This window comes from Azospirillaceae bacterium, from assembly GCA_028283825.1.
Lineage (GTDB): Bacteria > Pseudomonadota > Alphaproteobacteria > Azospirillales > Azospirillaceae > Nitrospirillum.
Genome location: JAPWJW010000003.1, coordinates 942,586 through 962,554 on the forward strand (window position 1 = coordinate 942,586; position 19,969 = coordinate 962,554).

General features: G+C 69.7%; 19 protein-coding genes. 8 read left to right on the plus strand and 11 right to left on the minus strand.

Annotated elements, in window-relative coordinates; translation table 11 throughout:
- The first annotated feature begins 137 nt into the window (after nucleotides 1-137).
- A complete protein-coding gene (locus PW843_16330) occupies nucleotides 138-3,155 on the plus strand; it encodes a diguanylate cyclase (GenBank protein ID MDE1148168.1) in 3,018 nt (1,005 codons plus the stop codon).
- Between the two features lie 39 nt (nucleotides 3,156-3,194).
- On the opposite strand, the gene PW843_16335 is transcribed toward PW843_16330, so the two are convergent.
- From PW843_16335 to PW843_16350, 4 genes are all read right to left on the minus strand, one after another.
- Nucleotides 3,195-5,099, minus strand: coding sequence for a tannase/feruloyl esterase family alpha/beta hydrolase (locus PW843_16335; protein ID MDE1148169.1), 1,905 nt, complete (start codon nucleotides 5,097-5,099; stop codon nucleotides 3,195-3,197).
- A 90-nt stretch (nucleotides 5,100-5,189) separates the two neighbouring features.
- Nucleotides 5,190-5,915 (minus strand): SDR family oxidoreductase, encoded by a 726-nt coding sequence (locus PW843_16340; protein ID MDE1148170.1) that lies wholly within the window; start codon nucleotides 5,913-5,915, stop codon nucleotides 5,190-5,192.
- Entirely contained in the window at nucleotides 5,905-6,354 is a 450-nt protein-coding gene (locus tag PW843_16345) for a heme-binding protein (protein MDE1148171.1), read from the minus strand. Before PW843_16345 ends, PW843_16340 begins: the two co-directional genes overlap by 11 nt.
- Nucleotides 6,355-6,365: 11 nt before the next feature.
- Entirely contained in the window at nucleotides 6,366-7,112 is a 747-nt protein-coding gene (locus PW843_16350) for a siderophore-interacting protein (protein MDE1148172.1), read from the minus strand.
- Nucleotides 7,113-7,204: 92 nt separating this feature from the next.
- On the opposite strand from PW843_16350, the gene PW843_16355 reads away from it, so the two are divergent.
- Together PW843_16355 and PW843_16360 are read left to right on the plus strand one after the other, a co-directional pair.
- A complete protein-coding gene (locus PW843_16355; protein MDE1148173.1) occupies nucleotides 7,205-7,789 on the plus strand; it encodes a helix-turn-helix domain containing protein in 585 nt (194 codons plus the stop codon).
- Between the two features lie 100 nt (nucleotides 7,790-7,889).
- On the plus strand, nucleotides 7,890-9,899 hold the full coding sequence (locus PW843_16360) for a M13 family metallopeptidase (GenBank protein MDE1148174.1): 2,010 nt from the start codon (nucleotides 7,890-7,892) through the stop codon (nucleotides 9,897-9,899).
- A 5-nt stretch (nucleotides 9,900-9,904) separates the two neighbouring features.
- Here PW843_16360 and PW843_16365 read toward each other — a convergent pair whose 3' ends face one another.
- The 6 genes from PW843_16365 to PW843_16390 all read right to left on the minus strand — a co-directional run bounded on the left by PW843_16365 (nucleotide 9,905) and on the right by PW843_16390 (nucleotide 15,124).
- On the minus strand, nucleotides 9,905-10,711 hold the full coding sequence (locus PW843_16365; protein MDE1148175.1) for a nucleotidyltransferase domain-containing protein: 807 nt from the start codon (nucleotides 10,709-10,711) through the stop codon (nucleotides 9,905-9,907).
- Nucleotides 10,711-11,691, minus strand: coding sequence for a nucleotidyltransferase domain-containing protein (locus PW843_16370; protein ID MDE1148176.1), 981 nt, complete (start codon nucleotides 11,689-11,691; stop codon nucleotides 10,711-10,713). The genes PW843_16365 and PW843_16370 overlap by 1 nt, the downstream gene beginning before the upstream one ends.
- Nucleotides 11,692-11,784: 93 nt before the next feature.
- Nucleotides 11,785-12,582, minus strand: a complete 798-nt coding sequence (locus PW843_16375) for an SDR family NAD(P)-dependent oxidoreductase (protein MDE1148177.1) — start codon at nucleotides 12,580-12,582, stop codon at nucleotides 11,785-11,787.
- 30 nt (nucleotides 12,583-12,612) lie between these two features.
- The gene (locus PW843_16380; protein ID MDE1148178.1) at nucleotides 12,613-13,542 is read right to left on the minus strand and encodes an SDR family NAD(P)-dependent oxidoreductase; all 930 of its coding nucleotides are present in this window, start codon (nucleotides 13,540-13,542) and stop codon (nucleotides 12,613-12,615) included.
- A gap of 50 nt (nucleotides 13,543-13,592) precedes the next feature.
- Nucleotides 13,593-14,159: a TetR/AcrR family transcriptional regulator gene (locus PW843_16385; protein ID MDE1148179.1), complete on the minus strand. Its 567-nt coding sequence runs from the start codon at nucleotides 14,157-14,159 to the stop codon at nucleotides 13,593-13,595.
- A gap of 41 nt (nucleotides 14,160-14,200) precedes the next feature.
- A complete protein-coding gene (locus PW843_16390) occupies nucleotides 14,201-15,124 on the minus strand; it encodes a LysR family transcriptional regulator (GenBank protein ID MDE1148180.1) in 924 nt (307 codons plus the stop codon).
- A gap of 139 nt (nucleotides 15,125-15,263) precedes the next feature.
- On the opposite strand from PW843_16390, the gene PW843_16395 reads away from it, so the two are divergent.
- Genes PW843_16395 through PW843_16410 form a run of 4 tightly spaced genes read left to right on the plus strand, consistent with a single transcriptional unit; the run spans nucleotide 15,264 to nucleotide 18,168 of the window.
- Entirely contained in the window at nucleotides 15,264-15,497 is a 234-nt protein-coding gene (locus tag PW843_16395) for a cation:dicarboxylase symporter family transporter (GenBank protein MDE1148181.1), read from the plus strand.
- Between the two features lie 11 nt (nucleotides 15,498-15,508).
- Nucleotides 15,509-16,606, plus strand: a complete 1,098-nt coding sequence (locus tag PW843_16400) for a cation:dicarboxylase symporter family transporter (protein MDE1148182.1) — start codon at nucleotides 15,509-15,511, stop codon at nucleotides 16,604-16,606.
- Between the two features lie 20 nt (nucleotides 16,607-16,626).
- Complete coding sequence (locus tag PW843_16405; GenBank protein MDE1148183.1) at nucleotides 16,627-17,790, plus strand: mandelate racemase/muconate lactonizing enzyme family protein; 1,164 nt, start codon at nucleotides 16,627-16,629, stop codon at nucleotides 17,788-17,790.
- A gap of 60 nt (nucleotides 17,791-17,850) precedes the next feature.
- Nucleotides 17,851-18,168: a hypothetical protein gene (locus PW843_16410; protein ID MDE1148184.1), complete on the plus strand. Its 318-nt coding sequence runs from the start codon at nucleotides 17,851-17,853 to the stop codon at nucleotides 18,166-18,168.
- A gap of 14 nt (nucleotides 18,169-18,182) precedes the next feature.
- Here PW843_16410 and PW843_16415 read toward each other — a convergent pair whose 3' ends face one another.
- The gene (locus PW843_16415; GenBank protein ID MDE1148185.1) at nucleotides 18,183-18,932 is read right to left on the minus strand and encodes an SDR family oxidoreductase; all 750 of its coding nucleotides are present in this window, start codon (nucleotides 18,930-18,932) and stop codon (nucleotides 18,183-18,185) included.
- A gap of 99 nt (nucleotides 18,933-19,031) precedes the next feature.
- Between PW843_16415 and PW843_16420 the strand changes: the two genes are divergently transcribed.
- Nucleotides 19,032-19,967, plus strand: a complete 936-nt coding sequence (locus tag PW843_16420) for an AraC family transcriptional regulator (protein MDE1148186.1) — start codon at nucleotides 19,032-19,034, stop codon at nucleotides 19,965-19,967.
- Nucleotides 19,968-19,969 lie beyond the last annotated feature (2 nt).

Here is a 19,969-nt window from a genome sequence, read left to right on the forward strand (position 1 = left end):
CATTCCAAGGGCATATCCAGGGGGGTAGCCCGACAGGATGCGCATGTGTGGCCGCCCGCGATACCTGTTATGTTCCCGGAACAACTGTTCAGGAACAATGGGTCTTGGTCTCAATGGGGGGATGCGGAACGGGTCGTTTGGCAAGGGCGCTTCTGGCGTGCGCCGTCCTGGCGCCCTGGCCTTTGCAGGCGGCCACCGGCGGTGCCGGCGACCGTTGGGCCGGCCTGGCCGAAACGGTGTTCCAGAACTACAGCCGCGACCAGGGGCTGCCCCATCCGGTCCCGACCGCCCTGGCCCAGGACCGTGACGGCTTCCTGTGGATCGGCACCCAGGGTGGGCTTGCCCGCTGGGATGGTTACCGGTTCCACGGCTACACCGCCGATCCCGCCGTTCCGGGCAGCCTGCCCAGCGACTATGTCCAGGCCCTGCACATTGATCCCGCCGGCCGGCTGTGGATCGCCGCCTCTGGCCTCGCCCGCTACGACGCGGCGCGGGACCGGTTCGTGTCCGTGCCGCTGGGCCCCGCCACGGGACTGACCCATACCGCCGCCCTGGCCGACGATGGCGACGACGGCCTGTGGATCGGCACGGACGACGGCCTGCGCCATCTGAACATCCAGACGGGTGCGGTGTCGGTGGTGCATGACGGCCTGCCCGATGGGCGCGTCCTGGCCCTGCTGCACGACCGCGCCGGCACCCTCTGGGCCGGCACCACCACCGGACTGGCCCGTGCCGCCGATGAGCGCGCCACCTTCACCCCCTTTCCGGTCGGCGGCCCGTCCGTCGGCGTCTCCGCCCTGTTCCAGGATGGCGACGGCCGCATCTGGATCGGCACCCGGGGACAGGGCGTTTTCGTCATCGACGGGCCCGACGCCCCGCCGCGCCCGGTCGGCGCCGACACGCCCCTGGCCAGCGGCACGGTGGGCGCCATCCGTGCCGTCGGGCCGCACGAGATCTGGGTGGCGCTGCGCTTCGGCGGCATCATGGCGGTCGACACCGACACCGGCCGCGTCACCCCCATCCGCCACGACCGCACCCTGCCCAACAGCCTGGCGCACAACGATGTCTGGGCCCTGCTGCTGGACACCGCCGGCTCGGTCTGGGTGGGCGGCACGGGCGGGCTTGGCTATCACCCCCGTGATGCCGGCCTGGTGTCCACCATCTACGGCGCGTCCGACCGCGCCCAGGGACTGAGTGCGGCCGACGCGCTGTCCATCCTGCCCACCGGCGGCGGTCGGGTCTGGCTGGGGTATGTCGATGGCGGCGCCGACCTGATCGATCCCGTCACCGGCCGGGTGGCGCCCCTCAGGCCGGATGCCGCCCGGCCGGAAACGGCCCTGCCGCCCGCCCCGGTGTTCGGCCTGGCGCAGGATGGCGACGGCGGCGTCTACATCGGGACCCATCATGGCCTTTATCGCGCCGACGCGGCGGGACGGGCGGTCAAGCGCCTGGTCCCGCCCGGCCGTGACCCGCGGGCCCCCGTCTCCGCCCTGGCCTATGATGCCGGCGTGCTGTGGATGGGCGGTGAGACGGACGGCCTGTGGGGACTGGCCCCCGATGGTGGCGGCACGGCGCGGCTGGTCTACAGCCCCGCCGACACCCCGCCCCTGACCGACCCAGGCATCGAGGTCATCCGGCGTGGCGCCGGGCATGATCTGTGGGTGGGCACCCGCAACGGCCTGAACCGCATCGACCTTTCCACCCGCGCCGTGGAACGCATCACGGCCGATGTCATGGATGCGGGCGCCCTGCCCGCTGGCTATGTCACCGGCCTGCTGTTCGACCGGCAGGGCCGGCTGTGGGTCAGCACCTTCGGCGGCGGCATCGCGGTGCTGGACGATCCCACGCCCGCGGCGTTGCCCCGGCGCTTTCATCGTCTGGGCCTGGCCGACGGCCTGCCCCACCTGAACGTCGACAGCCTGCAGATGGACGGTGACGGCATCATCTGGGCCGGAACCGACGATGGCTTGGCGCGGATCGACCCGGAAACCATGGCCATCCGCCCCGTGCGCCGGGCCGACGGCGGCGCCCTGGTGGACTATTTCGTGGCCGCCGGCGCCACCACCAACACGGGCGAAGTGCTGCTGGGCGCCAAGGGCGGCCTGACGGTCATCCACCCCGGCACCCTGCCGCCCTGGCGTTTCACCCCGCCCATCGTGGTGACCGACCTGCGGGTGGGCGGCGTGTCGCGGCCCATCAGCCTGGCGAACAGCGCCGGCGGAACGCCGATCACGGTGACGCCCGACGCCGACAGCCTGGCGGTGGAATTCGCAGCCCTGGACTACACCGCCCCCGAACGCAACCGCTACGCCTATCGCCTGGACGGCTATGATCATGATTGGGTGACGGCGGACGTGAACCGCCGCCTGGCCGTCTACACCAACCTGCCGCCCGGCGACTACACCCTGCGCCTGCGCGGCAGCAACCGTGACGGCGTGTGGACGGAACGCCAACTGGCCCTGCCCATCCGCGTGTTGCCGGCCTGGTACCAGGAACTGTGGTTCAAGTTGCTGGGCGCAGCCGTCGCCGGCGCCGCGGTGATGGGCCTGGTGCGGTGGCGCACCAATTATCTGCGCCATCGCCAGCGGGTGCTGGAACAGCAGATCGATGAGCGGACGGCCGACCTCAGCGCCGCCAACGAACGGCTGGCGCAACTGGCCATGACCGACACGCTGACCGATTGTGCCAACCGCCGGCATTTCATGGAACGGGCGCGGGAGATGGTGGCCCTGTCCAACCGCCACGGCCTGCCGCTCAGCCTGGCCATCCTGGATCTGGATGAGTTCAAGGCCATCAACGACACTTGCGGCCATCCCGGCGGCGATGCCGTGCTGGCCATGGTGGGCCGCATCATCGGCGGCCACGGCCGCACCACCGACCTGGCGGGCCGCATCGGTGGTGAGGAGTTCGCCCTGCTGATGCCGCACACGGTGGCGTCCGACGCCCGGCTGCTGGCCGAACGCCTGCGCGGGACCATCGGCGACGCCCAGGCGGAGACGGACGGCAAGATCATCCGTGTCACCGCCAGCGTAGGCGTCGCCGACCTTTACCCCGGCGAGGATCTGGAAAGCCTGTACGCCCGAGCCGACACCGCCCTGTACATGGCCAAGCAATCCGGCCGCAACCGGGTAACGGTCATCGCCTCGGCGGAGTAAATCCCCGGGAATGGCGGTGACCACTCCCGGGGTCCATCATCAGGGTGACGTGACCGACAACTGGCCGTCCCGGACCTGATAGTCCTTCTGGAAGCCGGGGCCGATCAGGCCCGCGCCATACCAGTCGATGGTTTCGACCTCCCGTACCCCGCTGCCGCCGGGGGCATAGCTGCCGGCCTGGGCCGGGTCGCCGTTGCCGCTGTAGCGGGCGATCTGCGGGAAGGGATAGATGGGCCGGCTGGCCAGCGCCGTCTGGTCCGCCCGGGCATAGGGCGCCGGCTGGCGCGGACCGCCGGGACCGCCCATGGGGGGAGGACCGCTGCGCCCATCGGCACCGTTGGCACCGCCCGGACCACCCATGCCGGGCGGCGGGCCGCCCATCGGGCCGCCACCACGACCGTCCGGACCGTTCGGCGGGCCACCTTGCGGACCACCCTGGGGACCGCCCTGGGGACCGCCAGGCGGGCCCATGCGCCGTTGCGGCACCTGGTCGGCCACCAGTTGGGTCGGCGCGGTACCGCCCTCCACCCAGGCCATCAGGGCATCCAGCGTGTCCACCTGGCCGAAGCCGTCACCGCCGCCGCAATGGCCCACGCCCGGGATCATGAACAGGCGCAGGAAGCTGTCGGCGGCATCCGCCCCCATCTCCTTGCGCACCGCCTTGTAATAGGCGACGGAGATCATGGGCGCGATGGAGGTGTCGGACCAGCCGTGCCACATAATCAATTTGCCGCCATGGCCGGCGAAGGCGCGCAGATCGGTGCTGGTGGCATCATTCAGGCCGTGCAGCGCCGCGACCCGCGTGAACTGCGCCGTGGTGAAAGGATAATGTACCGCATCGGCGTCGGCCGCCGTGGCATCGGCCAGCACCACCGGCGCCATGGATTTCACCATGCCGCCACCGGGACCACCGCCCGGCCCGCCGCCCCACTGCAACTCCGACCCCGGCTGCCAGCCGCCCGGCATGAAGTGATGGCCGGCGGCATCGGTGGGGCCCTGGTACAGCTTGGCCGCCACCGCCCATTCCTCCGCCGTCAGGCAGGACTTCGTGTCGGCGGCGCCCGGCGGGCACAGCACCCAGGCGGGATCGACCACACAGGCGCGCGGGTCGCTCAGCAGCCCGTCCTTGTTGCCGTCCAGCATGTCGCAATGGTCGATGACGGCAGCGTGCAGCACCGGCAGCTTGTCGGCCGCCAGGATGCGGCTGCCGTCGGGCCGGGTGTTCACAGCGGTCGTCCAGGCGTGATTGAAGGAATTCTGCACCTGGAACAGCATGGCCGGAGCGCCGGCCGACACGCCGTCGAAGTCCTCCGGATAGCGCTGCGCCTCCATCAGCGCCTCGCGCCCACCGTCGGAACAGCCGGAGAAATAGGAATAACGCGGCTGCTGGCCGTAAAAGGCGCGCACCAGGGCCTTGGCCACCAGCGCCGTCAAATGGTTGGCGCGATAGGCGAAATCGATGCGCTTTTGCGGGTCGGCGGCGAAGGCGCCCTCATCCGGGCTGCCCATGCGGCCCTGGTGGCCCAGGTCACTGGCGGCCACGACGAACTGGCCGTCGGTGGCCGGCAGACACTTGCCGGCGTTGCCGATGCTGGCGTTGATGCTGCCGCACAGGCCGCCGCAACCGGCCTGAAGGAAACGCTGGGTCCATTTGGCGACCGGCAGGTCGACCTCGAACCCGATGGCGGGGGCGATGGTGCCGGTCACCTGGCAGAACTGGCCCTTGGGCGTGTCGATCACCGCCGCCTTGGCCGTCACCGGGGCGCCGGCCGCCTGGTCCAGGCCGGCGGCACCGACCAGCGCGTCGCAGCCGGCCACCGGCTTGATCACCGGCAGGGCCGCCGCCACGCCTTGGGCATGGGCGGCGCCACTTACGGCCAGGACGGCGAGAACGGTCAGGGCCGCCAAGCGCCGCGCGGCCCGCTTAAGTTGGAATAAGGACATGGATGGACTCAAAGCTCCCCTCAGCTTGGCCGTTGATCGCGTCGTGCGGCCTTTTCACGCATGAAGGGGCCGATCCCGTTGGGAAAAGGTTCAGGAAACCAGTCCCAAACCGCCATCAATCACCAAGGTCTGGCCGGTGAGGAAGCTGTTGTTGATGGCGAACAGGTAGGCCTGCGCCACCTCCTCCACCCGGGCGGTGCGGCCCAGGGGGATCAGGCCGTTGAAATGCGCCTTGGTCTGCTCCACCTGCTCACGCGGGACATCGCGCCACAGGGGCGTATCCATCCAGGTGGGCGCCACCGCGTTGACCCGCAGGCGCGGCGCCAATTCCACCGCCAGGCCCTGCACCAGCATGCCGATGGCGGCGTTGCCGACGATGGCGCCCGACGCGCTGTGCGGCCGGCCGCCGGCACCGGCGGTGACGGTCAGGCTGCCGCCATCGGCCAGACGGGGGGCGATGGCGCGGGCGATGCGCAGGGCCGCGAAGAACTTGCCCTCGATCGCCTGGCGCACCGTCTGTTCGTCATTGGCCAGGAAGCCGCCGCCCATGGCGCCGCCCACCATGGAAACGGCATGATCCACGCCGGTCAGATCGGTAGCGAAACGGTCCAGCGCCGCCCCATCGGTGACGTCCAGCGCCGCCGTGCGCACCACCGCGTCGGCGGCGCGCAGGGCATTGGCGGTGGCCTCCAGCTTGGCGGCATCACGGCCGACCAGCAGCAGGCCGGCACCCGCCGCGGCCGCCTGCACCGCCACGGCATGGCCGATGCCGGAACTGCCGCCGATGATGAGGACGGTCTTGCCTTCAAGCGACATGGGAGTTTTCCTCGGAGTGTAGGGTCAGGAAGGTGTCGGCGGCGGCATGCGCCAGGGCGGCGTCATCCACGCCGCTGGCCCCGCTGACGCCGACGGCACCGGCCACGCGGCCGTTGTGGAAGACGGGCACGCCGCCCTGCAGCGGCACCAGGCCCGGCACCGACAGCATGGCAGTGGCGCCCTGGTTGATCATGGCCTCGAACTTGGCGGAGGGCGCCGCGATGGCGGCCGCCGTGCGTGCCTTGCCGATGGCGACGTCCACCGCCACCGGCGGCGCGCCGTCCATGCGGGTGAAGGCCAGCAACTGGCCCGCCGGATCCACCACCGCCACCACGATGGCCAGCGCCCGGCCGCACGCGAGGCGGACGGCTTGCTCGGCCAGGGCCTGGGCGCCGGCCTGGGTCAGGACCGGCCGGTCCTGGAAATACGGTTCAGTCATGGGGATTCGCCTCAGTTCTCGAACTTCTCATGCGCATCGGCCCGGCCGTGCACCCAATATCCCGCGGCCCGCAGCCAGGCAGGCGGGTGGCCCATGGCCTCCACCACCTGCCGGCGCAGGGCGCGGGCGACACCGGCCTCCGCCGCGATCCAGACGAAACCCTCGCCCGGCGGCAGGGTCAGTTCCTGCAGGGCCGAGAGCAGCGGGGCCGGATCGTCGGCCCGGGCCAGGGGGCGGTGTACCCATAGCGCGCGGTGGTCGGCACGGGTGGCGAAGCGCTGTTCCTCGGCCGCGTCCGCCACCGCCACCAGGCTGGTGACCGGCACGCCAGCCGGCAGTTCCTCCACCCGGCGGCCGATGGCGGGCAGCGCCGTCTCATCCCCGATGAGCAGCCACCAGTCGAAATCGGCCGGCACCACCTGCGACCCGCGCGGGCCAGCGACCGTCAGCCCGTCGCCCGGCCGGGCGCCCAGGGCCCAGGCGGTCGCCGGGCCGGCCTCATGAAGTGCGAAGTCGATGGCCAGTTCGCCCTTGGCCGCATCATACTGGCGGGGGGTGTAGTCGCGCCGTTCCAGGCCGCCATCCGCACCGGGGATGAGGATTTTCACATGGTCGTCCGGCGCTAGGCTGGTGAAGCCAGCCAGGTCGGCGCCCGCCAGGCGGATGCGCAGCATGCCGGGCGTGATGTGCTCCACCCCGGTTACGGTCAATTGCCGTTGGCGCAAATCATGGCGGATGCGGGTGATCTCATGCTTCAAAACGGCATACTCCAAACTCATTTGGATACTGTCGATAACTCAGATACTAATCAGTATCTCGTTTTTCAAGGGATGGGCATGCGGGGAAAACCATGGCGCGGCTGAAACGCACGGAAAGCCAGGCGCAGACGCGTGAGCGCCTGCTGGCGGCAGCGCGGGAGCTGTTCCGCCGCGATGGCTATGCCGCCACCTCGGTGGACCGCATCGCCGAGGCGGCGGGCTACAGCAAGGGGGCGGTCTATTCCAACTTCGACAGCAAGGAGGCGATCTTCCTGCTGGTGCTGGAGGCCCAGGGCCAGGGCAGCCTGGACACCCTGCTGGCCGCCATCGACCGGGCACAGGACGCCGCCGCCATCGCCGACCTGCTGGCGGCCTGGGCGGACGCCATGTCGGCCAGCGGTACCTGGTCGCTGACCATCCTGGAACACGCCCGTCTGGCCGGTGCCGGTGCCGCCTCCCTGGACCGGCAGAAGGACATCCTGCGCGGCCACTGGCGGCAGTTGGGCGACCGCCTGCTGGCCCGCCTGCCCGGCCTGGGCCCCGGCTTGGGAACAGACGCCGAGACCCTGGGCGCCCTGCTGCATGAGATCGCCTACGCCCCGGCCATGACCTTCGCCGGCCGGCCGACGGCGGGCGACCTCATGCGTCTGGCGTTGCGGGGGCTGATGCGCGACTGACCACTTCAGGGTGCCGGGCCTGGGGCCACTTCAATCCCGCCTTGCGTGCGATGCCGCGATGATTTACGGGGAATAAAAAGGGGATTTACGGGGATTTCCGATGCGTTGTTTCTGGGTGGCCTTGGTGCCGGTCCTGCTGTGCGCGACCATCGCCACGGCGGACCCCGTTTCCGGCGTCGACCGGGCGGTGATGGACCCCGCCATCCGCCCCCAGGACGACTTCTACCGGTATGCCGTCGGCGGTTGGATCGCCCACCTGCAACCGCCCCCGTACATGCCCGGCTGGAACGCCGGCCGCGAACAGCAGCTGGGCATCTATGAGGCCCTGAACCGCGACCTGGCCGCCCTGGCGACCCATCCCGACGCCGATCCCAACCACCGCAAGCTGGCCGACATCCACACCGCCTTCATGGACGAGGCTGGCATCCAGGCGGCGGGCCTGAAGCCCCTGGCGCCCTGGCTGGCGGAGATCGACGCCATCCACGACCCCGCCGGGGTGGTCCACGCCCTGGCGACGCTGGAAGCGCAGGGCCTGGACATCGGCATGGGCATCTGGATCCATGCCGACGACCAGGACCCCACCCGCTATCTGGCCGACGTCGTCCAGGCGGACCTGGCCCTGCCGTCCCGCGACTATTACGTGGGGGAGGAGCCGCGCTTCGCCGGCATCCGCGACGCCTACCAGGGCCATGTCGGGCGCATGCTGGCCCTGGCCGGCGGCCAGGACGACCTCGCCCCCGCCGTGGTGGCGCTGGAGGTCAAGCTGGCGGCGGCGCAATGGACGGACACGGCGACGCGCGTGCCGGGCGCCACGTCCCACCGCCAGACCCGCGCGGAACTGGCGACGGCGGCGCCGGGCCTGGACCTCGCGGCCTACGCCGACGCGGCCGGCCTGCCCGCCACCGCCACCCGCTTCAACCTCAGCCAGCCCGACTATTTCGCCACCGTGGGCCGCCTGCTGGCCGACACGCCCCTGCCCGTCTGGCGGGCCTATCTGCGCCTGCGCCTGCTGGACCATCTGGCGCGCTTCCTGCCCCTGGCCTATCGCGACGAGGCGGAGGGTTTCTACTCCCGCACCCTGCGCGGCGCCACGGCGGCCCGCCCGCGCTGGCTGCGCGCCATGGGCATCCTGGAAGACAGCATGGGCGACGCGCTGGGCCAACTGTACGTGGCGCGCTATTTCCCGCCCGCGGCGGAAAAGCGCGCCCGCGTGGTGCTGGATACCGTGGTCGCCGCCTTCCGCCACCGCATCCAGGCATCCGACTGGATGAGCGCGGCCAGCAAGCAAGGCGCGCTGGCCAAGCTGGACAATCTGGTGATCCGCCTGGGCGCGCCCGACCACATCCGCGACTATACCGGCCTGGTGACCAGCCCCACCGACCCGGTGGGCAACTGGATGCGCGCCCGCGCCCTGTCGTTCCGCCGCGACATCGACAAGCTGGGCCGCCCGGTGGACCGTGAGGAATGGACCATGACCCCGCAGTCGGTGAACGGTTCCTATTCCGTCAGCCGCAACCAGGTGGTCCTGCCGGCGGCCTTGCTGCAGCCGCCCAACTTCCAGGCCGACGCCGACGACGCGGTGAACTACGGCGCCCTGGGCTGGTTCATCGCCCACGAGCTGACCCACGCCTTCGACCGCGCCGGCAGCCAGTACGACGGCTTCGGCAAACGCGTGGAATGGATGACCCCGGCCGACCGGGCGGAGTTCGAACGCCGCGCCCAAGGCCTGATCGCGCAGTACGGCGCCTACGAGGCCGCCCCCGGCCATCCCCTGGACGGCGAACTCAGCATCGGGGAGAACATCGCCGACGTCTCCGGCATGGCCATCGCCTATGACGCCTACCATCTGGCGCTGAAGGGCCGGCCGGCCCCGGTGCTGGACGGCCTGACCGGCGACCAGCGCTTCTTCCTGGCCTTCGCCCGCATCTGGGCGGCGGAACCCATCAAGACCGACAAGGATGTGAACCAAGCGCTGTCCGACACCCACGCCCCCGCCCCCTTCCGGGTCAAGGGCACGCTGATGAACCTGGACGCCTTCTACCGGGCGTTCGACGTGAATCCGGGCGACGCCATGTACCTGGCCCCGGAGCAGCGCACACGCATCTGGTAGAAAGTTCAGGGGCCATAGGCGTTCAACACCAGGTCGGCGAACAGGGCATCGGCCTGTCGTGCCGCCTCGTGCCGGGGTTCGTCCCGCCCCATCCACTGGACGGGTTCGGCCAGGATGCCGCCGACCAGCGTGTCCAGGACCGGCAGCCGGGGGCCGGTGTCGCGCTCCACCGAGGGCAGCTTGCGCGCCACCAGGTCGCCGATCACCGCAACCGTTTCGGCCGGCAAGTCCAGGCCCGCCAGCAAAGCCGGCAGGTCCATGGGTGGTGGCGCGCGGAAGCGCCGCAGCCACAGCAGGGCCAGGGCCGAGCGCAGGGCGTAGCAATAGGCCTTCAGCCGGGGCGCCCCCGCCGCCAGCACCTCGTCAAACATGCGCCGCGCCTGCCGGTCATAGTGATAGGCCAGGCCCGTCAGGTCGGCGTGCGCACGCATGAAGTCCAGCAGGCGCCCGGCGGCGGGCCCCACCTCGCGATAGCGGACGGGGGAGGTCAACCACTCCACCAGCACGGCGTTGGCGCGCAGGCCCAGTTGGAAGGCCTTGCGCAGGTCCCAGCCGCTGACGTCGAAGACGGCGTCCACCGGCCGCTCGATCACGTCGCGCGGCGAACCGACGGTCAGGTATCCCTGGACGGGGCACATGTAGAGAAAACGGACATCATAGTCGCTGTCCCGCGACGGGAAGCGCCAGGCCCGGCTGCCGGATTCGATGGCCAGCACGATGCGCACGCCCTGCTCACGCTCAATGGCGTCCAGTTCGGCCTCGATGCGGGTGTGGATGGCGGGATCGATGAAGGGGTCAGTGAAATGGGTCATCACGTCTCCAGCACCTTGGCCTTGTAGGCGCGAACCAGGATGTCGTCGATGTAGGTCTGGTCGGGTTCCGCCGGCAAGGCGGAGCGGCCGGCCGCGTCCTCCACCTCGGCCAGCAGCGCCTCGATCAGGTCGGCGACCTCTTCATAAGGACGCTGCCCCCGCTTGATCGCCAGCAGTTCGGGCGCGCATGCCAGGGGAAAGTTGATGCGGCCGGTCCCGAACAGTTCCAGCGCCTCACGCCCGATGCGCACGGCATGCGACATGCCCTTCCAATCAATGCCGTCGTTGTCCGCCGCCTGCCGCGCCCGGCTGCCGTAATCGGCCACCAGCCGCTGCACGATTTCCCGGGCGTTCTTGATGGTGCCGGAGAAGGGCATGCGCCGGCCGCAGATTTCCAGATGGCGCAAGGGCGCGCCCTGGGACGACGCCAGGTCCAGGAACAGGGCGGGTCCATGCGCATCCACGTACGCCGTCAACCCGGCCTCCGCCTCGGCCAGCTTGGCTTGCGGCCCGTGGAAGGCCTCGGCGGCTTCCAGTGCCGCAAGCCCCTCCCGGGCGGCGATGACCCGTTCCCCCCGCAGGCTGAACTTGATGGCCTGCTGCCGGCAGTACCGCAGGAAGTTGTCGGCGCGGCGTGACACCAGCCGGTCGGTGTTCGCCTGGATCTCAAGCCACAGTGGCGCCGGCGGCCGGGTCATTGCCGCCATCGGCGCGAATAGCATGTCGTAGGCCACCACCTGCCCACCGGCCAGCAGGTCGAAATAACGGCGCAGGCTGTAGATCTCCCGGTCCACGTCGCCGGGGCTGTTCTTCACCCCCGCCTGCTTGGGTGGCGACTCCACGATGCTGTCACGCGCCCGGTTCAACAGGATGTCACGGCCCTCGGGCAGGTAGACGGCCTTGTAATCCACGTCGGACGCCGGCGTCGCCGTCCCGAAAAGATGCGATCCGAACCGCATCTCGACCACCAAATCCCTCACGACGCCCCCGTCCTCATTACCGGCAACCGCCATAATGACCCACCCGGATTTCCCGGGACAACGGTCATTCCGACAGCCGCCGGTCGAGCGGACTCACCCGCCGCCATACCGCGCCGCCAACTGCGGCGACTGCGCCCCGAAGGCGGCCAGATTCGCTTGGACGGCCGCGTCGATCAGGTCGGCGCGTTCCACCCCCGGGGCGCAGACGACCTCGCCCAGGGTCAGGCCGGCCAGGCTGGCGGTCACCACGTCCTCCGCCGACATGCGCAGCAGGGCGCTGAGGTCCATGCCCTGGCGCGTATGAAACTCCGTCGCCACGATGCCGGGGCACAGCACCTGCACCCGCACGCCGGCGGGCGCCAGTTCCTCATGCAACGCCTGCGACAATGCCACGATGTGCGCCAGGGTGGCGACGTAGGTGGCGCGGCCGGGCGCCCGGCCCAAGGGGGCGGCGGCACCGAAGGCCAGCATGCCCGCCACGTTGACGATGGCGCCTGCCCCCCGCGCCACCATGCCGGGGGCCACGGCGTGGGCCAGCAGGGTGGACGCCACCACCTTCACATGCAGCAGCTCCGCCGCCTTGGCAGCCGGCAGCTGGGTGAAGGGCATGTAGTGGGCGACGCCGGCGTTGTTGACCAGCAGGGTGACCGCCTCGCCCGCGCAGACCTCGGCCACAGCCGCCACGCCGGCGTCGGTGCCCAGGTCGGCGACCAGGGGCCGCACCGCCACGTCCGGCAGTTCCGCCACCAGCGCCTCCAGCCTGTCCCGCCGGCGGCCGACGACGATCAAGTCATGGCCGCCGGCACCCAAGCGCCGGGCGTAGGCCCGGCCGATGCCGGAGGACGCACCGGTGACCAGCGCCAGCGGGCGGTTTCCGCTTGGGGTATCCATGGGCGATATCTCCTTGATTTCCATAAACTCTCAGCCGGAAACGGTAGCCAGCAGGGCGCGCGTCTCGGCGACGACGCGCGATGTGAACGCGGTGTCGCGCACGCGTTCCGACGCCAGCATGGGATGGCCGCCCTGGTCGTAATAAACGCCGGTGCGGCACGCGTCGTTCAGCATCAGCCTGGTGATCACACGCGCCGCCCGCGCCGGCGTGCTGCCGTATTTGTTGCGGGACATGATGGGCGCCACGACGTACTTCAGCAAAAGACGGACAACGACGTTGGCCTGCCGCGCCAGGCCCGTACCCGGGTTGATACCCGGCTCGATGGCGTTGACGTACAGGCGCGGGTTCTCGCGCGCCAATTCCATCGCCGCCGCCAGGACGCATTGCTTGGAGGTGGTGTAGGCGTCGCCGCCCGGCACGGTGGACCCGCCCGGTTCCCATTCGCCCCGCGCGCTGGCCGCCGCCGAGATATAGCGGCCACCCCGCAGGCCGGTGGCCTTGGCCGGCCCGCGCTCCGGATCCTCGGCCGCCGAGGCGACGAAGACGACGGTCGCCCCGTCGGGCAGATGGGGCAGCAGCGCCTCGGTCAGCGCGAACGGTCCCAGATGGTTGGTGGCGAACGAATTGTCCCAGCCCTGGGCGCTCTTGCGCGCCCGCATTTCCATGATGCCAGCGTTGTTGACCAGGCCGGTGATGGGCAAGCGCAGCGCGATGATCTCCGCCGCCGCGCGCCGCACGCTGACCATGTCCGACAGGTCGCAGCGGACCGCCACCGCCCGGCCGCCCCGTTGGGTGATGGCCGCCCGCACCCCATCCAGCCGGGCGGCATCGCGGCCCACCAGGACGATGGTGCCGTGCCGCGCCAGTTCCAGCGCCGTGGCCTGGCCGATGCCGGAGGTCGGGCCGGTGACGATGTACGCTTTCTCTCCACCAGCCTCAGTCAAAACGGCGTTGGGCACGTGCACCTCCATTATTGTCTGTCCAGTCAGTCATTTATTGGTCAAAAAAATCAGCCGACCATGCGCCACATGGCGTCGAACGCGGTTGCGCAGTGGGTGTCGGCGTTGGCCGGCTCCTGGATCATGAAGTCCATGGTGGTGTTGGCCATGGATTGCATCAGGGCGACGATGAAGCCCAGTGGTACCGCCCGCATCGGGCCGTTCGCCCGGCTGTGTTCCAGCACGGCGGCGATACCGGCCATCATCTGCCGGCCGGCCTGGCGGCTGTCCGGCGTGATCTCACCCGACACGTCCAGATGGGCCAGCACCCGGCGCTTCTCCGGGCTGGCCACGGCCCAGCGCAGCCAGTGCGACCACATGTGGAACAGCTGGGCGCGAACGTCGTCCCCGTCGGGCAGGCCATCCAGGGCGGCCGCCGCCATTTCCGCCTTCACTTCGCGGTAGAGCTGGTTCAGCAGGTCAGCCTTGGTTTCGAAATAGGTGAAGAGGGAACCATTGGAGACGCCGGCCTCCTTCGCGATCAGCGCCGTGGTGGCGCCGGGACCTTGCGCCGCGATGACACGCACCGCCGCCGCCAGGATGGCGCTACGCCTGTCGTCACTCTTGGGCCGGGCCATGCTTTTCCCCTAACATTCGGCCGCAGGCTATAAGAGAGTGATCAGTCAGTCAATTGTGTATCACCAACCAACGTCGCCCACAATTCATCCGCCGCGCGGTTGCGGCAGTCCAGCGAGCGGAACAGGCGGATCTCGATGGCGATGTCGAAGGCCTCGGGTGCCGCGCGCACCAGCCGGCCGGCGGACAGGTCCTCCGCCGCCAGGGTGCGGGGCAGCCAGGCGACACCGTGGCCGTCGCGCGCCATGGTCATCAGCGTGGCCGCCAAGTGCGAGGTGAAGCCCGCCGCCATGAACAGTCCCTCCGCCCCCAGGGCGGGGTGGGAGGCGACGATGCGCCCCAGGCCGGAGGCGGGGCTGTAGGCCAGGCGGGGTGTCGGCCGGTCCGCCCGGCCCGGGACCGGCCAGCGCGGCCGGCCTTCCGCGTCGGGTGCGGACAGGGGCACCAGCACGTCATCGCCCACGGCCAAGCTGGGAAACCGCTCGGCATCCAGGCGCGGCGGCGCCTTGGGGTGGAAATGGCTCAGCAGGAAATGCACGGCGCCGGCCTGCATCAGTTGCTCGCACGCCTGCATGCTGTCGGAAACGAGGTTGAGGGCGCCCAGCGTTTCCAGCCGCAGGCGCCCCCGCACCCAGCCGGGAAAGAAGGTGAAGGACAGGGCGTGGGTGGCGGCGATGGACAGGGCGCCGCGGTCCCCCTCCCCCACCGCGCGGGTGTCGCGGCGGGCGCGGTCCAGGCCCTGGATCAACTCAACGGCCAGCGGGCGGAAATGATCGCCGGCGGGGGTCAGGCCCGCCCCCTGGGCACCGCGCACGAACAGCGGCACGCCCACCCAATCCTCCAGCGCGCGGATGCGGCGGCTGAACGCCGGCTGGGTCACGTTCCGCAAATCCGCCGCGCGCGAGAAGTTCCGGCAGTCGGCAAGCGCCAGGAAATCCTTAAGCCAGTCCAGTTCCATGGGTTCCATGCCGATCGTGCATCACGCGAACCGAACATGGCATTGGCCCGGCCGTCCTGTCCAGGCGTAAGCCCTATGGAAAACACCCAGTGCCAAGAGGTGACCGCCCCGCCCACCCGCGGGTAAAAATAACCGGAGGAAACCAGCCGTGAAGACATGGCTCAGCAAGTTATACATTCAAGTATTCATCGGCCTGGTGCTTGGCGGACTTGTCGGCTACTTCCTGCCCGATGTCGGCGTCACGCTGCAACCGCTGGCGGATGGCTTCATCAAGCTGATCAAGATGCTGCTGGCGCCCATCATCTTCGGCACCATCGTCGTCGGCGTCGCCAAGATGGACAATCTGCGGGAGGTCGCGGGCGCATCGGCGCCCGCACCCTGATCTATTTCGAGGTGGTGTCGACCCTGGCCCTGGTGATCGGCCTGGTGGTGGTCAACCTGCTGCGCCCCGGCGTGGGCATGAATATCGACACCACCACCGTCAACACCGACGCCCTGGCCGGCTATGCCAAGGCGGCCCAGGCCCAGCCGGGCATCGTCGGCTTCCTGATGGACATCATCCCCAACACCATCGTCGACGCCTTCGCCAAGGGCGCCATGCTGCAGATCATCCTGGTGTCGGTGCTGCTGGGCCTGGCCCTGGTGCAGGCGGGGGAGCGCGGACGGCCGCTGGTCGCCATCATCGACAGCCTGCTGGACGCCCTGTTCCGCATCGTCGCCATGGTGATGCGCCTGGCCCCGCTGGGTGCCGGCGCCGGTGTCGCCTTCACCATCGGCAAGTACGGCCTGGGCACCCTGTGGTCCCTGGCCCAACTGATGCTGGGCGTCTACCTCACCTCCATCCTGTTCATCGTCGTCGTATTGGGCCTGGTGGCGCGCTGGGCGGGTTTCCCGCTGCTGAAGGTGCTGAGTTATTTCAAGGATGAGATCCTGATCACCTTCGGCACCTGCTCCACCGAGGCGGTGATGCCGCGCATGATGGTGAAGCTGGAGCGCCTGGGCTGTGAGAAGTCGGTGGTGGGGCTGGTGCTGCCCACCGGCTACACCTTCAACAGCGACGGCACCTGCATCTACCTGACCATGGCCGCCATCTTCGTGGCCCAGGCGACCAACACGCCCCTGACCCTGGGCCACCAGGTCATGATCCTGGCCGTGCTGCTGCTGTCGTCCAAGGGGTCGGCCGGCGTGGCCGGCGCCGGTTTCGTCACCCTGGCCGCCACCCTGTCCAGCATCCACGTCGTGCCGGTGGCGGGCCTGGTCCTACTGCTGGGCGTCGATCGCTTCATGAACGAGGCGCGGGCCGTCACCAACCTGATCGGCAACGCCGTCGCCACCATCGCCATCGCGAAATGGGAGGGCGCGTTCGACGCCACCAAGGCGGCGGAGGCCTACGGTGATCGCCGCGCCATCACGGCCAGCGCCGCGCGCGGCGCGCATGCCCACAAACCCCCGGCGCTGGCCGCCGGAACCACCCCCACCGTCAAGTCCTGACCTATCCGGAGAGTTCTGAAATGCGCATCATCGACGTTTGCGAGGTCACCAAGCCCATCGCCTCGCCCATCCGCAACGCCTACATCGACTTTTCCAAGATGACGGCCAGCCTGGTGGCGGTGGTCACCGACGTGGTGCGCGACGGCCGGCGGGTGGTGGGCTACGGCTTCAATTCCAACGGCCGCTACGGCCAGGGCGGCCTGATCCGCGAGCGCTTCCGCAACCGTTTGCTGGAGGCCGATCCCAACACCGTCCTGAACGAGGCCGGCGACAATCTGGACCCGCACAAGCTGTGGGCCGCCATGATGACCAATGAGAAGCCGGGCGGCCACGGCGAACGCTCCGTCGCCGTCGGCACCCTGGACATGGCCATCTGGGACGCCACCGCCAAGATCGCCGGCAAGCCGCTGTTCCGCCTGCTGGCCGAACAGAAGGGCCTGGCCGCCAACCCGCGCGTCTTCGTCTACGCCGCCGGCGGCTATTATTACCCGGGCAAGGACGACACCCAGCTGCGCGCCGAGATGCGGGGATATCTCAACCGCGGCTACAACGTGGTGAAGATGAAGATCGGTGGCGCCCCCATCGACGAGGACCGCCGCCGCATCGAGGCGGTGCTGACCGAGATCGGGTCCCAGGCGCGGCTGGCGGTGGACGCCAACGGCCGCTTCGACCTGGAGACCGGCATCGCCTACGCCAAGATGCTGCGCGACTATCCGCTGTTCTGGTACGAGGAGGTGGGCGACCCGCTGGACTACGCCCTGCAGGCGGCGCTGTCGGAGTTCTATCCCGGCCCCATGGCGACGGGTGAGAACCTGTTCTCCCACCAGGATGCCCGCAACCTGCTGCGCCATGGCGGCATGCGGCCCGACCGCGACTGGCTGCAGTTCGACTGCGCCCTGTCCTACGGCCTGGTGGAATATTTGCGGACCCTGGACGTGTTGCACCAGTTCGGCTGGTCGCCGTCGCGCTGCATCCCCCACGGCGGCCACCAGATGTCGCTGAACATCGCGGCCGGCCTGGGCCTGGGCGGCAATGAGAGCTACCCCGACCTGTTCCAGCCCTACGGCGGCTTCCCCGACGGCGTGAAGGTGGAAGACGGCCACATCATCATGCCGGACCTGCCCGGCATCGGCTTCGAGGGCAAGTCCGACCTGATCCGGGTGATGCGCGAATTGGCGGAGTGACGAAGCCACATCACCATGACACCCTCCAACCGTATTCCCCGGAATAAGCTGGAGGGTGTCATGGACGATCAGCGAAAACTCGCGCCCCAGAACCGTCGGAAGCGCTTGAGTGAACACGGCCTGTCACGTTTCGAGGTGCTGGGGCGCCATACCGACCGTGAGCTCATTCGCTCACTGGCGCGCCGATTGGCCGACGACGGGCCGGAGGCAGCGCGCCTGCGGGCCGCCATCAGCCAGAACCTTGAGGGGGAACCGCCCAGAAAGGGCGGCATCCTCGCCGCCCTTCGACGCTCTCCCCTGGTTATGGCAAACCTTGATCTCGACCGCCCCCGCGAGGAGGGTCGCGCGGACGACCCGCGATTCCTGGCCTTATTCTGAGCGGCCCGCCCCCCTCAGCCCGCTTCCGCCATCCAGGCCTCGGCGTCGGCGCCAGCCGGAATGCGCAGGGGTGCCGACGGATCGGTAGCGGCCCGCCAGATCGCTTCCGCCACGTCGGGCGCGTGCGTGACCGGGCCCGCGCTGTCGCGTACGCTTGTCATGAAACCCTGGATGATGGGTGCGTAGTCGGGATCATCCAGGCCGCGCAGATGCGGACGGGCGTTCTCACCAAAGCGGGTTTCGGGCGAACGTCCCGGCAGGACCAGGTGGACGCGCACGCCGAAGGACGCCACCTCCACCGCCAAGCTTTCGGTGAAGGCGTTCACCGCCGCCTTGGACGCCCGATAGACGCCGACCAAGGGCAGAGGCTTGAGCGTGACGGTCGAGGTGACGTTGATGATGACGCCGGCCCGGCGCATCCGGAAATTCGGCAGCACCGCCTGGACCATCGCCAGCGTGCCCAGCGTGTTGGTTTCGAACAGGGCGCGGGCCGTCTCAGGCGCGGTCAGTTCAATCGGCACCGGCGCGCCGAAGCCCGCGTTGTTGACCAGGACGTCCACCGGGCCGGCCTCGGCGACGGCGCGGGCGATGCTGGTGAGATCGGTGACGTCCAGCGCCACGATGCGCAGACGGTCGGACGGGGGCAGCAGGTCGGCACGGGGCGCGCGCATGGTGGCGACCACGTCCCAGCCACGGTCGAGGAACAGGCGCGCGGTCTCCAGGCCGAAACCGGACGAACAGCCGGTGATGAGGATCGTGGGCATGACGCAACTCCGAAAGCGTTGGAACCGCCCCGAAGATAGACGGCAAGGTCAGGACTTTGTATCGTTGGGCGTATCGAATTCTTTGTAGATCGTCCTGCAATGATCCCTGATCCGCTTGCCCTTGGACCGCTGGCCGTTGATCCCCTAGCCGAGGTCGTCACCCTGCTCCAGCCGACCGCCCGCTTTTCCAAGCTGGTGGAGTGTGCCGGCCAATGGCGCATCCGGCGCGACACGACGGGGGAGCCCTTCTACTGCGCCGTGCTGGAGGGATGCTGCCGCGTTTCGGTGGACGGACAGCCCCCCATGATCTTGCAGGGTGGTGATTTCGTCCTGGTTCCCGCCATGCGCGCCCTGGTCAATGAAAGCGTGGAGGCGCCACCAGCGGGCGTGACCACCACGCCGGTCGAGATCGCCGAGGGCTGTTTCCGCGTCGGGCGCGTGGATGGACCGGCGGACCTGCGCATGCGGATCGGGCACTGCAACTTCGGTTCACCGGACGCGGCACTGCTGGTTCCCCTGCTGCCGCAGGTGGTCCTGGCGCGGGGGGAGCCCCGGCTGGCCACGCTGATGCAGTTGGTGGGCGATGAGACGCGCGCGCGGCGTCCCGCGCGTGAACTCGTGCTTGAACGGCTGCTGGAGGTGTTGCTGATCGAGGCGCTGCGGTGCAGCAGCGAGACGGCATCCGCGCCGGGCTTGGCGTGGGGGTTGGCCGACGAACGACTGGCCGGCGCGCTGCGCGCCTTCCATGCCCGCCCCGAACATTCCTGGACGGTGGCGGAACTCGCGGCCGAGGCGGCCCTGTCCCGCTCCGCCTTCTTCGCCCGGTTCAGCCGGACGGTGGGCTTGGCCCCCATGGAATATGTCCTGGCCTGGCGCATGGCCCTGGCCCGGCGCATGCTGCGCGGGCACGAACTGGCGGTGGAACAAGTGGCCGAACGCGTCGGCTACAGCTCCGCCAGCACCTTCAGCGTCGCCTTCGCCCGGCACGCGGGCATGCCGCCCGCCCGTTATGCGCGGATGCGGGCGCCCGCGTGACC